The sequence below is a fragment of the Paenibacillus qinlingensis genome (assembly GCF_031455095.1).
GTDB classification, from domain to species: domain Bacteria; phylum Bacillota; class Bacilli; order Paenibacillales; family NBRC-103111; genus Paenibacillus_E; species Paenibacillus_E qinlingensis_A.
The window spans coordinates 38,459-55,644 of sequence record NZ_JAVDSB010000017.1; the positions used below are offsets into that span (position 1 = coordinate 38,459).

14 protein-coding genes and 1 riboswitch are annotated in these 17,186 nt (G+C 44.7%); of the genes, 3 read left to right on the forward strand and 11 right to left on the reverse strand.

Going from position 1 to position 17,186, the window contains the following annotated elements:
• Together J2736_RS28350 and liaF are read right to left on the reverse strand one after the other, a co-directional pair.
• Positions 1 to 1,008 (reverse strand): HAMP domain-containing sensor histidine kinase, encoded by a 1,008-nt coding sequence (locus tag J2736_RS28350; protein WP_310501943.1) that lies wholly within the window; start codon positions 1,006 to 1,008, stop codon positions 1 to 3.
• 24 nt (positions 1,009 to 1,032) lie between these two features.
• Entirely contained in the window at positions 1,033 to 2,151 is a 1,119-nt protein-coding gene (gene liaF, locus J2736_RS28355) for a cell wall-active antibiotics response protein LiaF (protein WP_310501944.1), read from the reverse strand.
• A 272-nt stretch (positions 2,152 to 2,423) separates the two neighbouring features.
• Here liaF and J2736_RS28360 point away from each other — a divergent pair, with 272 nt between their 5' ends.
• A complete protein-coding gene (locus J2736_RS28360; RefSeq protein WP_310501945.1) occupies positions 2,424 to 3,710 on the forward strand; it encodes an ammonium transporter in 1,287 nt (428 codons plus the stop codon).
• A 51-nt stretch (positions 3,711 to 3,761) separates the two neighbouring features.
• Here the strand turns inward: J2736_RS28360 and J2736_RS28365 are convergent, their stop codons facing one another.
• The 9 genes from J2736_RS28365 to metA form a co-directional block, all read right to left on the reverse strand.
• Positions 3,762 to 4,139, reverse strand: a complete 378-nt coding sequence (locus J2736_RS28365; protein WP_310501946.1) for a hypothetical protein — start codon at positions 4,137 to 4,139, stop codon at positions 3,762 to 3,764.
• Positions 4,140 to 4,217: 78 nt separating this feature from the next.
• Entirely contained in the window at positions 4,218 to 5,741 is a 1,524-nt protein-coding gene (locus J2736_RS28370) for a methyl-accepting chemotaxis protein (RefSeq protein WP_310502019.1), read from the reverse strand.
• Positions 5,742 to 6,056: 315 nt separating this feature from the next.
• Positions 6,057 to 6,710 (reverse strand): 3D domain-containing protein, encoded by a 654-nt coding sequence (locus tag J2736_RS28375; protein WP_310501947.1) that lies wholly within the window; start codon positions 6,708 to 6,710, stop codon positions 6,057 to 6,059.
• 185 nt (positions 6,711 to 6,895) lie between these two features.
• Positions 6,896 to 8,830: a threonine--tRNA ligase gene (thrS, locus tag J2736_RS28380; RefSeq protein ID WP_310501948.1), complete on the reverse strand. Its 1,935-nt coding sequence runs from the start codon at positions 8,828 to 8,830 to the stop codon at positions 6,896 to 6,898.
• A 347-nt stretch (positions 8,831 to 9,177) separates the two neighbouring features.
• Complete coding sequence (locus J2736_RS28385; RefSeq protein ID WP_310501949.1) at positions 9,178 to 10,125, reverse strand: putative sporulation protein YtxC; 948 nt, start codon at positions 10,123 to 10,125, stop codon at positions 9,178 to 9,180.
• A gap of 445 nt (positions 10,126 to 10,570) precedes the next feature.
• Entirely contained in the window at positions 10,571 to 11,707 is a 1,137-nt protein-coding gene (gene mqnC / locus J2736_RS28390; protein WP_310501950.1) for a cyclic dehypoxanthinyl futalosine synthase, read from the reverse strand.
• A gap of 136 nt (positions 11,708 to 11,843) precedes the next feature.
• Positions 11,844 to 13,019: a trans-sulfuration enzyme family protein gene (locus J2736_RS28395; RefSeq protein ID WP_310501951.1), complete on the reverse strand. Its 1,176-nt coding sequence runs from the start codon at positions 13,017 to 13,019 to the stop codon at positions 11,844 to 11,846.
• On the reverse strand, positions 13,016 to 14,185 hold the full coding sequence (locus J2736_RS28400; RefSeq protein WP_310502020.1) for an aminotransferase class I/II-fold pyridoxal phosphate-dependent enzyme: 1,170 nt from the start codon (positions 14,183 to 14,185) through the stop codon (positions 13,016 to 13,018). The genes J2736_RS28395 and J2736_RS28400 overlap by 4 nt, the downstream gene beginning before the upstream one ends.
• Before the next feature lie 42 nt (positions 14,186 to 14,227).
• Positions 14,228 to 15,172, reverse strand: a complete 945-nt coding sequence (gene metA / locus J2736_RS28405) for a homoserine O-acetyltransferase MetA (protein WP_310501952.1) — start codon at positions 15,170 to 15,172, stop codon at positions 14,228 to 14,230.
• Positions 15,173 to 15,290: 118 nt separating this feature from the next.
• A riboswitch (SAM riboswitch) is annotated at positions 15,291 to 15,417 on the reverse strand.
• A 244-nt stretch (positions 15,418 to 15,661) separates the two neighbouring features.
• Between metA and J2736_RS28410 the strand changes: the two genes are divergently transcribed.
• Together J2736_RS28410 and corA are read left to right on the forward strand one after the other, a co-directional pair.
• Entirely contained in the window at positions 15,662 to 15,889 is a 228-nt protein-coding gene (locus J2736_RS28410; protein ID WP_310501953.1) for a hypothetical protein, read from the forward strand.
• A 306-nt stretch (positions 15,890 to 16,195) separates the two neighbouring features.
• Entirely contained in the window at positions 16,196 to 17,134 is a 939-nt protein-coding gene (corA, locus tag J2736_RS28415) for a magnesium/cobalt transporter CorA (RefSeq protein WP_310501954.1), read from the forward strand.
• Positions 17,135 to 17,186 lie beyond the last annotated feature (52 nt).

A 17,186-nucleotide genomic window follows, 5' to 3' on the forward strand; every position in this document is an offset into this window, starting at 1 on the left:
CTATTGCCCAGAAAATCGCGGAATTCGCACACGCACACGCGTTCCAGAGCCTAATTTGCTATCGATTTCTACTTCGCCGCCTAACTTTTGTGCGCGTTCTCTCATGGTTGACAAGCCGTGGGAAGCAGAAGGAATATCACTTCGTTCAAAGCCTTGACCATCATCCTGCAATTGCAACACATATTGGTGCTCCCGCTCATAAATCGCGAGTCGAACCTGCTTGGCTGAAGCATGTTTAATGACATTCGCAAGTCCTTCTTGAATAATGAGAAAAAACTGATGCTCAATCGCTTCTGAGATGAGCTCAGGTAGCGAAACATCAAGTTGACCCTGAAGTTCATGCGTCCGGCAATATTCCGGAAACCATTTCTCCAGGGCTTCTTGTAAGCTCATATCTTTTAATTCGATCGGTCTAAGTTGTGAAATGAGACCTCGCATCTGCTTCTGAGCGTGATGGGACATCTCGATGAGCTGATTCATCAAAGCTGGTGCAGCTGCGGGATTTCTTTCTAATATTTTAGGAAGAGAAGAAGCCGACATATGAATGGCAAACAGTTCTTGACTGACCGTATCATGGAGATCACGGGCAAGCCGACGTCGCTCCTCCATCACAGCATTTTCTGTTAACTCTTGATCCCGAATTGCTTCGGCTTCCCCTAACTTCTGCAACAGCTGTACGCGTTTTTCAATTGAAGTCGCCATGCTGTTAAAAGCATCATACAAGTATAGGAAGGGCTCAACGGGCTCCATATCGATGCGAACCGCGAAATTCCCTTTTGATAGTTCCAACATCGCGACATGCAGTTCGTCTACCTTACGCTGCCATCTTCTAGTTGCAATGAAACCTACGGTCAAGCTCACGACAAGTATCGCGATAGCGAACCACAATCGAAAGTCCCAAGAACTCAGTTCCGTCTCGTAATACTCAAGTACGATATAAATACCTGAAACCGTTAATACGCTCGAGATGAGAAAGTAATTCAGCAGTTGCCACTTCATATTGAACATTCGCAATTTATACATGCTCCATCCTTAACCTATCTTCTTAATTGTGATATCACCGATAAACATGCTTGTCGTAACAACGATCTTGTGTTCAGCCTCTTCATAATGGGTAGTTTGTGTTCGAATGTTGCGCAGGAATCCACTCTCTCGACGATCAAGCACTTTCATATCACCGATAAATGAGCTAGCCATGACGCGCACCTCTACATCCATGTCATTAGGAATGAAAATCTTCACATCGCCAATAAAAGCAGTAACATGAATCGTAGTTTCTCCGCGAGGTATTGAGGCACGTGTTAAATCAATAACCGAATCACCAATAAAATGTGAGATTTGAACAGGCTTCAATTCCCATGCTTCTTGACCAAGATGAACATCGCCTATAAAACCATGACGGTGAAGCACATTCCCTGAATCAAAATTACGAACAAAACCATCATATTTATGTTGGTGATCGTTATCAAAGCTGTTTGTCTTCGGCTGACCAGCCCGACCTGCTTTTTCTTTAGCATCAATTTCGTCAGAAATCTGCCAGTCATCACGTTGGTTATCTAGCGGATAGGTACCATGAATATCCTTCAGAACTTCTTTTTCTTCTTCTGTTAGCCCATGTTTCACGTTACTTGTTGCGGAATGGTCGCTATACTCTTTCGGATTGCTGGATACATCCTTGGACATATTCCAAGCAGCTGACTCCCAATTCTTCTTATGATGGGCATGACGCATGCGATGCGCTTCTCTTCGCGCTTGTCTTTCTTCCTCTTTGGCTTTCTTAATAGAAGGCCAATCAGGTGACTCTTTCTTGCCAGGTCTAAAAATCACATGTAAGCCAAAGAATATTAATGCAACCGGAGCTAAAAACTTAAACATTTCTCCAATGGATAGATCGGTTAGGTTTAGATTTTTCAGTAGAAAAATGGTACCAACCCCGCACATCAGCAAGCTGCCGATGGATCCACCCCAATGGTATTTGCGCTGTGAGACAAAACCAATAAGACCGTAGCAAATAAGAATGGCTGGCCAATACGTGGAAAACAAATATCCGATGTCTACTTGAACGATTCCCAATTGATTTAGTAAAAAGAGTGTCCCCGCGGACACGAGAACTAGCCCCCAGATCACTCTTTGAAGCATATGCGGATTCATACGTTCTTCCTCCATTTGTGTAAAGCGTTGTTAAGATAACTCTAGTTTATAAGATCCAAGGAAATATGAAAAGAGACGTTAGATTGACGGCTCTCTCCGTCTCGAGACTGATTTTTTAGAGGCTGTGATTCCCAAACCTCACATGACTGTCGTATAAGACGAACAATTTGTCTTCCATGTTATGTATTCTTACGTAATTCGTTGACATGCTTATCATCAGAACCGTATAATTGGTGCTGAGAATGCTAGTATTATAAGGAGAGATTACAGGGATGGATCAAATCCAACAACTAACTTCTGGTTTAGACACGATTTGGGTTGTATTAACTGCTGCCATGATTTTATTAATGGAAGGCGGCTTCGCCTTACTAGAAGCAGGGTTTGTCAGACAAAAGAATGCTGTAAGTATCATCATGAAAGTGTTCGTAGATATCTCATTTGGTGCTCTTATTTTTTACTTTTTTGGATTTGCTCTTATGTATGGCAAGGATGTTGGAGGAATCATTGGTACAACGGGCTTCTTCATGGGAGGAGATCTATCACATATCGCGTTAACGATCTCACATGACACCTACTGGCTATTCCAATGCGCCTTTGTTATCGCGGTCATTTCGATTGTATCTGGAGCAGTTGCAGAACGCATCAATTTCCGCGCTTATATCCTGTATACGATTGCCATGACGGGAATTATCTATCCTGTCGCTGGCCACTGGGTATGGGGCATCAATGGTTGGCTTGGCAAGCTCGGCATGGTTGATTTCGCCGGATCGGCTGTCATTCATGGTCTTGGTGGTTTCTCTGCTTTAGCTGCAGCGATGATTATCGGGCCAAGGATCGGCAAATTCTCTGCGGATGGAAAAGCTAACATCGTCCCTCCATCTAACCTGCCACTTGCCTCTGTAGGCGCTTTTATCCTGTGGTTCGGTTGGTTCGGGTTTAACTCGGGTAGCACATTAAGCGCTACCAACGCTTCCATCGGACACATCGCGGTTACCACGATGCTATCCGCTGCGGCTGGTTGTGCCGCCTGTATCCTCTTCACCATGATGCGCTATCGTAAAGCTGATCCACCGATGGTTATCAATGGTGCGCTTGCCGGGCTCGTCGGGATCACCGCAGGCTGCGCCTTTGTAAGTGACGCTGCTGCCATCTGCATCGGTGCGATATGCGGTATAGCCATGGTCTATGCAACAGAATTCTTGGAATCCAAACAGATTGATGATCCGGTCGGGGCCTTCCCCGTGCACGGAATCAGCGGTTGCATCGGTACGATCGCAGTTGGCTTATGCGCGAAACCAGACGCGATCCGCGAAGGAACTGCTGGATTATTCTATGGCGGCGGCTTTGATCTTCTAGGTGTTCAAGCGTTAGGTCTTCTCACCGTCTGTGCATGGGGCTTTTTCATCACTTGGGCATTCTTGAAGCTCATTAAGCTCATTGTTCCTTTACGTGTAACTCGCGACGAGGAACTAGTTGGTCTAGATGTCGGGTCACACGGTGTTCCCGCGTATAGCCAAGAAGAAGGATTCTTGGATCTGCAGAACCTGAAGAATAACTAATAAACAGGACTACATAGAAAAGGACACTGCACACGCAGTGTCCTCTTTCTTTTATGAAAATATATCTTCGAATTCTTCTGGGAAAGTAATATCTTCCCCTGGCTTCGAATCATTCATGATTTGTCTCGCTTGCTCGATTTCGGCACGAAGCTTTCTTACCTGCTCCATCGGTTTCTTTACATAATGGATATACTCAACAGCAAGATGATGATCAGGCTTCTTACCGGAGAACATGCGCCGAAACGATGACATGGTTTGATAAGCCCGTTCTTCCTTCATTCTCTTAACTTCATAACGCTCAACAACCTGCTCAATTTCCCGAGCCTGCTGTTCTTTCCGCGTAATAAAAGCTTCCAAGAAGGGAAGTACCTCCGCAGCTTTCCTTGGTGTTCTTAAGGGCTTTCCATCCGATCGCAATGCTTGTAGCATAATCCGTCACCTATCTCTCCGTGTCAAGGTTTATAACAGTAATCTTATTTTACACTAAAAAGAGCGGTTTGAGAACCATTAATTTAACACTAAATCGATTCCAACGACACCAATTGGATTTCCCATGTCATCTATGACAGCTTTCGATAACGTAATACATGGTTTTTTCGTAATAGCTGACACGTACTCGTCCGAAATGAAGAGTTCACCAGCCATCGCACGCTTCCACCATTCTCTGCCTTTGGCATTCACTAGGCCTGCCTCTGGTTCCGAGTAAATAAAGGTGCCATCACCACGATTAGACCAAATCGCTTCAACTCCTGCTGTTTTCTTCAGTATGCCATGCAGATGGGAGGTATGCTTATCTTCCAGCAATGATCTGATGTCAGGTACGCGAACAAGCGCGTTCAACAATTGCTTCATTTCTTCAATATTCACATGTACGCTTCCCGCTTTACTCTTCAAGCCAACTGCTTGGATTGCCTGGATGAGCTCTGCAGAAGAACGATCTAAATTCTGATTAATATGCTGCAATCTCGCTACCTCGTGACGCTGCTTTTTCATCTGATCCAAGGTATGCTCAACACTCGACATCGTATCTTCCATCAACTCCACAACTTCCCCTAGTGATGACCTTGTCCCCGAAACCAGAGAAGATTGATGCTTCGTTGAGCTCGTTGTGCTTGCCACTAAGCTATTGACATTGAGGATCAATGAGAAGATCGTATCAATCTTGCCCTTCATCACCTTCATCTCATCAATCCCGTGCGTAACTGAGGCTTTCTCCTCAGCAACCGCTGCGACAACCTGCGATACGCCGCTCTCAATGTCAGCTAGAAGCTCTGAAGACTTCTGCACGGCTTCATAGCTTTGCGCTGCTAGCTTCTTAATCTCCTGGGCTACGACCGAAAAGCCTCTTCCATGTTCACCAGCTCTAGCCGCTTCGATAGATGCATTTAAGGCGAGCAAAGATGTTTGAGCAACAACTTCGGTAATGAATGTGTTGATTTCTTCAATCTTGGAGGTATGTGCTGTTAAATCCTGAATTTTCTTCTGCATCGTATCATTGTTCACGTGCAGATCATTCATCACTTCATCTGTCGTATTCAGGGAGCGACACACATCAACTACTGTATCTTTGGTTTGTTCACTTTCACGATGCATATGTAACGACGAATCCAAGATCTGATCGGCAGCGGCAGACACCTGCTGAATCGCCGCAAAGGCCTCTTGGAGCTGTCCTGCGGCATGCTGGCTGCGCCCCTTCAATTCCTCTTCACCTTGGATAGAAGCATCCGCAATTTGAAGCAAATGGCCAATGGAGCGATTCACTTCTTCAACGGCCGCAGCTAGGCGATCCGCAACAACTTGTGATTCTTGGATAAAGGTACGAAATTGCTCTTCGTGATCAAACGCGCCTTGCTCTCGGGCTTTACCTGTGGCTCTAGAACTAAGTAATGCGCTTACACCCATTAGCAGAAAAATAGCGACACTTACTAAGGCAACCCACTTTGCAGCTGAAAATATAGCAAATGCATTCAAACTGATACCTATAACGACAAAACCGTAGAACCAAGCTTTCTGCCTTGAATCCGTCCACATGCGCAACCGGAACTCCTCCCAAAAGGAACAAAATGTTAGTTTTTGTTACATTATATCGTAGGAAGGCGGGAAAAGAAACGAGAAAAACGGAGCCCCTTTCGGATCTCCGTTTTTGTTATCAGCTATTTTATTATTTATTTTGATTTTGTGTGTTGTTTTGTTGCTGCTTGTTAGGTACCGCTACTTCAGTAGCAAATTCAGCGTCTTGCGCTGCTTTCTTGTTGTTCTTGTTCTTTGCCATGTCAATCACCTCCTGTATGAGTATCTTTTCCCAAACAGGATTTTTTATGAAAATATTTTTTACTAGTTTGGCCATTACAGCGCTTTGGCAGGTGCCAAAATCTCATCTTTTAGCTGCTTCCAAATGACCTCTGTCACTTTGCCATTCCCTTTTTTCACTACAAAAACCTTAACGGTTTTCTTACCCCATTCTTTGTAAACTTGGTCCTTCGTATCAAAATACAGATCGATTTTCTTCCCCTTAATCGCACTTCCTGTATCCGCGACAACCCCGTAACCATAACCAGGGATAAACAAAACAGTTCCTAATGGAAACACCTTCGTGTCTGCAGCAATCGTTGATAAAGCTTTATCATCACGTTTGACCTTAATACCCGAATATGTAATTCCATAGGTAGGATGATCTGGGGTTTTCCCCGTCGATTCTTTGCCTGCAAAGTAACCTGTGGCAGTCACTTCGACTGCTGTGTATTTCGACAAATCTGAATCAAGATTGGGTACAAAACGGTAACTCACTTGCTGCTGATGCTCTTGAGCTACAGGTAATGCCACAGGTTCAACGATCCCGGGTTGTTTGCCTTGCTGAACTTGTATATGGGTATCGGTAATTGCCGCCCTGTCTGTACCTGAATGGCTAACCTTCTCTTCTCCAAAAATCACGACCAAAACGGTAAGCACCATCCACGCCAAAATCCATTTGGATTGTACCTGCGCATCGGTTATTCTCATTGTTTTAAGCCTCCCCCTACTAAAGTAGGCTGTCCATTTCCTATCATCAATAAACCTCCACATCTAGATTCCATGTATAACATGTCCTACTTTTAACTACTTATTCACCAACTTTCCCTATTTTGAACACAAAAAAGCCGAGATGTGTTTTCACATCTCGGCTTCCTACTTCTTATTGGAGGCAATTAAAGTTTTTGATTAATCTCATCGTTAATCATGCTAATGACTTGATCAATCGGCTGCGTACCTAAATCCCCTTGTCCACGTTTACGAATGGACAAGCTGTCATTCTTCACTTCATTCTCACCAACAACGAGCATGAAAGGAATTTTCTCCAGCTGCGCTTCTCTGATCTTGTACCCTAGCTTCTCATTGCGATTGTCAGCTTCAACTCGAATGCCAGCAGCTCTCAATCTATCTGTTACTTGATTGGAGAACTCTTCAAATGCTGGAGATACCGGAATTACTTTTGCTTGTGTTGGCATCAACCAAGTAGGCAGAGCACCAGCGAAATTCTCAAGCAAGAATGCAGTCATGCGCTCCATTGTCGAGATGATTCCTCTGTGGATGACCACCGGACGGTGTTTCTGGCCATCTTCCCCAGTGTATTCAAGCTGGAAGCGTTCTGGCAGCAAGAAATCGATTTGGGCTGTCGAAAGCGTCTCTTCTTTTTTCAACGCTGTCTTGATTTGAACATCTAATTTAGGACCATAGAACGCTGCTTCACCTTCAGCTTCAAAGAACGGCAAACCAAGCTCTTCCACAACCTCACGAAGCATGCGTTGGGAAGTTTCCCACATTTCATCATCTTGGAAGTATTTCTCCGTATCCTTCGGATCACGGTAAGAAAGACGGAAACGGTAATCCGTAATTCCGAAATCCGCATACACTTGACGAATCAAAGTAACAACGCGGGAGAATTCTTCTTTAATTTGATCCAAACGACAGAAGATATGTGCATCATTCAACGTCATGGCACGAACACGGTGCAAACCAGTCAGTGCACCTGACATTTCATAACGGTGCATGGTGCCCAGCTCAGCAATACGAACCGGAAGGTCACGGTAGCTGCGCATATCACTCTTATATACCATCATATGATGCGGACAGTTCATTGGACGAAGAACAAGCTCTTCATTGTCCATAACCATTTTCGGGAACATATCTTCGCTGTAGTGTTCCCAGTGTCCGGAAGTTTTGTATAACTCAACGTTAGCTAGTACAGGCGTGTATACGTGTTGGTAGCCTAAGCGCTCTTCCAAATCTACGATATAACGCTCCATTGTACGTCTTAGCTTCGCACCATTTGGCAACCAAAGCGGTAAGCCTTGACCTACTTCACGCGAGAATGCGAACATTTTGAGTTCGCGGCCTAGTTTGCGGTGATCCCGCTTCTTAGCCTCTTCTAGCAAGTGCAAGTGCTCATCCAATTGCGCTTTCTTAGGGAAAGCTGTTCCGTATATACGTTGCAGCATTTTGTTTTTAGCATCTCCGCGCCAGTAAGCGCCAGCTACACTCAGCAATTTGAATGCTTTAATGCGTCCTGTTGACGGTAAATGCGGTCCGCGGCAGAGGTCAAAGAATTCACCTTGATCATAAATTGTAAGAACGGAATCTTCCGGTAGATCACGGATCAATTCTAGCTTGAACGGATCCTCCATCTCTGTGAAAATACGGATCGCTTCTTCACGTGATACTACACGGCGCGTAATCGCCAAATTCTCATTGGAGATACGCTCCATTTCCTTCTCGATTTTGATCAAATCTTCAGGGTTAAGCGGTGTTTCCAAATCAATATCATAGTAGAAGCCGTCTTCGATGACAGGTCCGATCCCTAACTTAACTGCTTTATTGCCATAAATGCGCTTGATTGCTTGTGCCATCAAATGCGCCGTGCTATGACGGTACATTTCTAGACCTGCTTCGCTATCGAGCGTTAGGATTTCAACATCTGCATCATTGTCCAATGCGAAAGATAAATCAACGGCTTTCCCGTTTACTTTACCGCCCACTGCATTTTTCTTCAGACCGGATGAAATGGACTCTGCTACTTGTTCAATGGTCGTCCCCACTGCATACTCTCTCACTGCGCCATCTGGTAATTTTACTTGTACAACCATGTCCTTGCCTCCTATTGTGTTAGTGAATTGAACGCAAAAAAGCACACTGCATCCCATAAAGGGACGAGTGCGCTCAGCTCGTGGTTCCACCCTAGTTCGATTCGCTCCTACCTAAAGATAAGCCGAATCCTCATCAGCATTCGTTAACGGGAATGATTCCGGTACTGTATAGTATCGCACCTGCTGGTCAGGACGAATTCCACAGTACGGCTACAAAGGGGTAAACAATCCGATTTGCTGAAGGAGATTGCAGCCTGGTCTCCTCTCTCTGAGCAGTTCATACAGAAAGTTCATGTCTTTGATACTAACGCCTTCGATCACTATTATAAATGGCGAGAAGGGCAAGGTCAAGGGGATAGTTGATCCTGCTTTTTGGCATCTCCAAGATAGAGGTCGCAAGTTCGGCAATAACTGCACACCGATGTACGGTCCTCAAAGATCTGCCGAATCGTTTTGATAATCGTCAATTCAGGATCTCGCGTATGAATATAAATATTCGCAGGCGATACCGTGATTAGTGTACTCACGATCATATCCTCGAAATTAATGTCCTTCTCCAGCATCTCCATACGGAAACTTGCATCAAATTCGTTCGCATCAATCGGCTCCATACGGTCATTCAAAATAACAAACTCATGGCCGCCTTTATGAATCAGATGTGCTGCTGGAATTTTGGCCTCTTGAATATACACAAAATATTGCAAGAGCGAAATAAATTCCTGATATTGACGATCCATCATAAATTCATCAATCGCATACTCAGCAATTTCCCGCAACTCTTCCTTGTATTCCTGAATGCGAAATTTAAGAAACCCATCCAAGCTAAACTGTGGATTCTCCTCAAGCAAAATGACGATTTGCTCCTTCAGCATTTGAATGCGACGAAGCCGGCTTGGGCTGCTGTTCACCAGCGGTAACCCTTCCAGTTCGCTTTCTTGCTTTAAGGACTGCTTACAGTAGCCTTCAATAGCTTCAATATCCGAATGCTTTTCATATTTAAAATCCTTTGTAATCAGATTACGCAATATGCCCGATTCCTTGTCCGCTACGATGTGGCTCGCCAGCACTTCTGCCAGACAAGATCTCACTTGAGCTTCATGGATAACAGGATCGTGGATCACACTTCCGGCTTCTGCCTCCACATAAATAAAAGCACGTGTTTCACACCAAGTATAAGTAGCCTTCAAACCATTTTGGGCGATATGTAAATGCTGTAGCGCTTGATTCAACTGTGCACTCAGCGAACGTACATAGAATTCCTCAACATGAATTAGGGTAATTGCAAACAGTTCCATGTGCTCACTCCTTCCGTCTATGCATCCTCCTCTTAAGAGTATATGGCCCTGAGGAGGGAGATATACAACGAACAATTTGCCATTTGCGGCGGAAGGGTTAGAAATGCAAAAAAGGAGCAGCACAAGGCTGCTCCTCTCAAAGAAAAGGATGACAGGTTACAACTGCTCTAGCAGAGTCTTAACCAGTAAGAATGGGAGAGCACCGATAGAGATGAAAGCAAAAAGGAATCCTTGCATAAAATTTTTAAGCAGCTTCACAAAAATCACTCCGATCTTCAATCTCATATTGTGGTGTGCCTTTATTCTACTCCTATTGACCATTGGTTACCTGAAGCTAAGATTAATTTTACCTTAAAGTGGTGCGGAAATTGACGACAAAAACGCTTATCCATTCAAATCCCACCAGTGGATTTAAGCATAGATAAGCGTTAACGTTCCTATGTGTTTAGTTTTGCATCACAAAATCACGATCAATCTTCGCATTCACGTCATCAAACACACGTAGAATTTGATATTTCGTGTTCCGTTGCGCAGGAATTTTGCCTGCTTGGCGGATTATGTCCAGCGTCGAGCTAACGTTGACCTTGTGCGTAGTACCCGCCGCGGACACAACGTTCTCTTCAATCATAGTGCTGCCGAAGTCGTTACAACCGTAGCTAAGCGTCTGCTTGCCTACCTCAGGTCCCATGGTGACCCATGAGGATTGGAAGTTTGGCACGTTGTCCAGCATAATGCGGCTGATCGCTAATGTTTTCAAGTACTCTTCAGGCGTCACTTTCTCCGCCTTCATATTCGTGTTGTCTGGTTGGAACGTCCACGGAATAAATGCCAAGAAGCCTGGTGTGTTCAGCTTCTGCAGCAACACATCGTCTTGTGCATCGCGGATACGCAGCATATGCAGCGCACGCTCTTCCATGGATTCGCCGAAGCCGATAACCATCGTCCCCGTCGTGTGCATGCCTAGCTTATGCGCTGTCTGCATGACGTCCATCCAATCGCGCCAAGAGCCTTTGAGCTTGGAGATCTTGCGACGCGTACGGTCATCAAGGATTTCTGCTCCGCCGCCTGGCAAGGAATCCAAGCCCGCTTCGTGCAATTGACGAACGATTTCTTCCAGCGATAAACCGCCGGAGACATCTTTCATTTTCATAATTTCAGCGGGTGAAAAGGAGTGCATCGTAATATCGAAACGCTTCTTAATTTCACGTAAAATGTTCGTATAATAGCTAAATGGCAGATTCGGATTCGTACCACCTTGCATCAAAATCTCGGTACCGTCAACATCCAAAGTCTCTTGGATCTTCTGGAAAATCGTTTCATCCGGCAATACATAACCTTCCTTCGAACCCGGAGGTCGGTAGAATGCACAGAATCTACAATACACATCACAAATATTCGTGTAGTTGATGTTACGCCCAATGACGAAGGTCGTGATCGGATCGGGGTGCCACTTCTTCATAATAATATTGGCGGTGTCGCCAATTTTCTCTATTTGATCGGATTCGAATAGCGTAATACATTCTTCTACATCAATTCGTCCGCCTGCTTGTGCTTTACTTAATATGCGATCAATCGGTTTCATTGCAACTCACTCCTTTACTTTCTGAAGGCTCGTATCCGTTAATCGTACCATATTCATGCCAAAAAAGCAGCACAGGGCTGCTTTTTCCAGACGTTATTCCTTTGTAAATATGAATAATTTCTGAATACAGTAACGCTTAACCGCGTAGAGCTTGTTCCAAATCTTCAATAATATCTTCGATATCTTCCAGTCCTACGGAGTATCTCACGAGACCATCCGTAATACCGCGCAACAAGCGAACTTCCTTCGGCATCGCCGCGTGTGACATCATCGCAGGGTACGATAGAATACTCTCAACAGCACCTAGACTCACCGCAACGAGTGGAATCTTCACTTTGCTTAGCAATTTCTTCGCTTTCTCCCCTGAACCTACATCAAATGAGACGACAGCTCCGTAACCGAGCGATTGCTTTTCATGAATTTCTCTACCTGGGTGGTTAGGCAAACCTGGGTAGTAAACCACGTCGATATCTGGCTGCTCAGTCAGCCATTGTGCTAATCTACGAGCGCCCTTCTCGGACATTTCCATCCGAGCTTGCAAGGTTTTCATGCCGCGAATGAGCAACCATGAATCTTGAATGCCTAGGACGTTCCCCATACCGTTCTGAATTTGCTTCATACGACGGCCTAAACTGTCATTTGCAACAACAGCTAGTCCAGCTAATACGTCGCTGTGCCCGCCTAGAAATTTCGTCGCGCTGTGCAGCACGATGTCGATTCCAAGTTCAATTGGACGTTGATGATACGGCGTCATGAATGTGTTATCGAGCATCGTGAGTAGATCATGCTCCTTCGCAAACGCTGCAATCTCACCGATGTCCGTGATGCGAAGCGTTGGATTGGAAGGGGTCTCGATGAAGACAGCTCTTGTATTCGAACGAAGGGCCGCTCTCACTTGAGCAATATCCGTCATATCCACGAAAGTGGATTCCACACCCATGCGATTCATAATCGTTGTCAGCAAACGATACGTACCACCGTACACGTCTTCCGTACAAATGACATGATCCCCTTGAGACAGCAGCATCAATGCGGAGGAGATCGCAGCCATTCCAGAGGCGAACGCAAAGCCGCGCGTTCCGCCTTCCAGCCCAGCAATATAATCTTCTAAGGCCTGACGCGTCGGGTTACCTGAACGCGTGTAGTCATACTCTTGATTGGCTTCCAAATCAGCCTGATGGAAGGTAGAAGCCTGGTACAAGGGCACGCTCGATGCCCCTGTCGCTTCATCAATTTCAGCACCAAAGTGGATTAGTCTTGTTGCAAATTTGCCTTGCGGCTGGCGTTTGTCTTTATCCGAGGAGTGGCTCATGATTGTGGAGCTCCTTCCAGTTCGGCTTGTGACGCCTCAAGTGCGTTCGACAAATCTGCAATCAAATCATCGATGTGCTCGATACCTACGGAGAAACGAAGCAGACGGTCGTCTACGCCGATTTGCTGTCTAATTTCCAGCGGAATATCCGCGTGTGTTTGTACCGCAGGGTATGTCATCAAGGACTCCACGCCGCCTAAGCTTTCAGCGAAAGCAATGAGCTTAATGTGACGAAGAATCGGTTCGATCAATCTCGCATCTTTCACTTTAAAGGAGAAAATCCCTGTGTTCCCGTTCGATTGTTTGTTTTGAATTTCATAACCCGGATGAGACTCTAATGCTGGGTAGTACACGTCTGAGATCAGCGGGTGCGCAAGCAAGAAGTTCGCAATGGCTGTTGCATTCTGCTCATGACGTTCCATACGCAGTGCAAGAGTTTTCATCCCTCTCATCAGAAGCCAGCTATCCTGAGGTCCAAGTACCGCACCAATTGAATTATGAAGAATAGCCATCTGTTCAGAAAGTTCTTTTCCTTTTGTAACAATCAAACCAGCTAGCACGTCATTATGACCACCCAAATACTTCGTCGCGCTGTGGATAACGATATCCGCACCAAGTTCAATAGGGCGTTGCAGATAAGGCGTAAGCAATGTGTTATCAACGATAGAAACGATGCCCTTTTTACGGGCCCAAGTACATACAAGCTCAAGATCCGTAATCATCATCAACGGGTTCGTTGGCGTTTCAATAACAAGACCTTTTGTATTGGACTGATAGGCACCCTCTAGGGCATCCAAATCATTCGTGTCTACATACGTAGCCGTTACACCGAAACGGGACATGATTCTTTCTAATAAACGATACGTACCCCCATATAGATCCAAGGATACAATTAGATGATCTCCTTGGCTGAAATAGGCGAAAATCGTTTGCAATGCAGCCATACCTGAAGAGCAAGCAAATCCTGCATCTCCGGATTCAAGCCCAGCAATGGCGTCTTCTAGCACTTTACGGGTCGGACTCTTCGTGCGCGCATAATCAAATCCTGTGCTCTGTCCAAGCTTAGGATGGCGAAACGCAGTTGCTTGATACACTGGAAAGCTTACAGCACCTGTAACAGGTTCTTCAATGGAGCCAATTTGAGCGAGACGGCTTTCGATTTTCAACAAGGGAATTCCTCCTATGGATGTGGGTTCAATGAGTACAGATTACAATTGCGAACTTGCCAAACTTTCATTGATGTGAGTCGTCAATTCAAAAGGTGTTTCCTGATATACATAATAGTTCAGCCAGTTGGAGAACAGCAAATTCGCATGTGCTCTCCAAGTGTTGTAAGGCATTCTACTCGGATCGTTATTCGGGTAATAATTGTTCGGGATCTCGATCGGCAGCCCTTTAGCCACATCACGGTCATACTCCCATTTCAAGGAACAAGCATCATATTCCGAATGTCCAGTTACGAAAATATGCTTGCCATCGCGCGTTGCCACAATATATACGCCTGATTCATCCGATTCAGATAAAATTTCTAAATCCGGACATCGCTCGATATCTTCACGATTAATATCGGTATGGCGTGATTGCGGAACGTTGAATACTTCATCAAAGCCGCGCAGCAACTTCGTGTTCGGAACACTTACTGTATGTGGGAATACACCAAAAGTCTTCTTCTCAAGCGCATATTTGCGTACGCCAAAATGGTGGTATAGTCCTGCTTGCGCTGCCCAGCAAATATGCAAAGTGGAGGTAACATTACGTTTGCTCCATTCAAGGATCTGTGTTAGCTCCTCCCAGTAGTTCACATCTTCGAAGTCCATTTGCTCTACGGGTGCGCCAGTTATAATCATTCCATCTAGCTTATCATCTTTGATATCATCAAAGGTTTTGTAAAACATATCTAAATGTTCGAGAGATGTATTTTTGGAAGTGTGGGTTTTGGGATGCAACAGCACGAACTCCACTTGCAGCGGCGTATTTCCGATCAAGCGCAACAGCTGCGTCTCCGTTGTTTCTTTGGTCGGCATTAAGTTGAGCAGGGCAATGCGAAGTGGACGTATATCCTGGTGATACGCGACAGATTCGTCCATGGTGAAGATGTTCTCTTGGTTTAAAATTTCTTTGGCAGGCAGGTTGTCAGGAATCTTGATCGGCATCCTGTTCACTCCTCTTCTTTAATTTAAGTTAGTTTAGGTAAAAAATATCTATAGAAACGCAAAAATGACCCTCTCTGGGATCAGAGAAAGGCCATGGAAAATCAAAGTCAATGTCCTTTCCTTATCTCCCAGATTCGCTGTAAACAGCGTTTCCGCAAGAATTAGCACCGTGCTCCCCTTTTTACAAAGGTTTGTCGGTTGCCGGGTGTCATAGGGCTAGTCCCTCCACCTACTCTTGATAAGAAAACGTAACGTATGCGATTAGGATTATCATACTATAAATTAGGTGAAAGTCAAGATGGTACTGCTTGTATTTCTCATTAGAAATAGTTAAGATTTTGCATTTGCAGAGAAATAAAATAATGTGATACAATTTGTATCAAACGGACTGTGTTTCAATAGTTAAAGAGAAGGTTATATAAGTAGGATAAGCTATCGCACCACAAAGCACATTTAATTCCTAATCATAGCAAAGAAATGAGGGCTACTATGTCAACCCAAACCTCGGATAATTTCTCAGCTTTCGCTTCCCTACATCGCTACTTCGCCTTAATTGAAAGTGACAAGCCTACCCCTCAGCAAGCAGCAATCGCTGTTTCACAACTTCCTCTCGTCTATGGTGCTGTTAATGAAGATGACTTGATGAAGCGCGGCGGTCCTGAACTGATTCAAATGTACACGGACATTAAAAATAAAATCCTGAATGCCGCCAAGTAAATTTGGCGGTTATTTTTTTGACACCGACCTAGCCTATTTCCCATACGCTATCTAAACGTCATTTCCCCTTATTCATGTGACTTTATGGCTTGAAACGTGATATATGAACGGGTATACTAGACAAGTATTCGACACGGACGGAAAAGGAGGGCATACGCTTGGACGGAGAACCGAGGAGTAGAACCTGTAAAGTCTTTAGTAAACAATTTCAAAGTGTAGGAATGAAGTCGGTTATTCCATCATCCAGAGTATTGCTCTTCTAGATAGATGAACTAACCGGCTGATTCCATTCAAAGGGGTGGGCAGATGAAAACACGGTTGGTTCAAAATGGTATTTTTACGTTAGTAGAAGATGTGACCACTGCGCTATTACCTCCAAGCCAAGGTTTCTATTGGATTGATGCGGGGATCGAGGATTTAGAATTATTACAGCCTCTGTTCCATTTGCATGATTTGGCCGTAGAAGACTGTCTGAGTGAGGAAGAACAGCGTCCAAAGATTGAATTTTATGATTCTCATTATTTCATTGTAATTAATAGCATTCGGTTCGATGATGAAGAAATTTTCCTTCGCGCACTTAATTTATTCCTCAGCAAACATGTCATCATTACCGTAACACGACAAAAAATAAATGAACTTCGCGCGCTTAAGCCTTTCCTTTGGGAAGAAGAAGTGAACAGCGCTGATCGATTCTTATATCACTTAGTCGATCTTGTCGTCGATAACTATGTAGCGGTCGGTGACCGGATTGAAGCGAAAATAGAGAAGCTAGAAGAAGATATTCTCATGGCGACGAAAAAGTCCCATTTGAATGAGATTATTGGTCTCCGTTCTGAGATTCTATGGCTGAAAAAGATGCTAGTGCCTCAACGTGACGTCATCGGGACGCTAGGTAAAAAAGAGTTGAGACTGATTGATCACCAGCTTCAAAAGTATTTCGGCGACATCTATGAGAATGCTGTCAAAATCGTCGATACCTTCGATACGCTGCGCGATCTCATGGGGAACTTACGAGAAGCTTATCAATCCAGCTTGGCGAACCGCGCGAATGATATCATGCGTGTGTTTACCGCGTTGACCACAATCTTCATGCCATTGACGTTTATTACCGGTGTGTTCGGGATGAATTTCGATAACATTCTTGGTCTGCATCTAACCGATCATGGGGATGAAATTGTGCTAGCCTTTATGGGTGTGCTGGGCATTGCCATGTATATCCTCTTCCGTAAGAAAGAATGGTTATGAGCCTTTCCGATTTAATAAGATGGTGACTTCAAGCAGCATGTTGCTGGGAAGT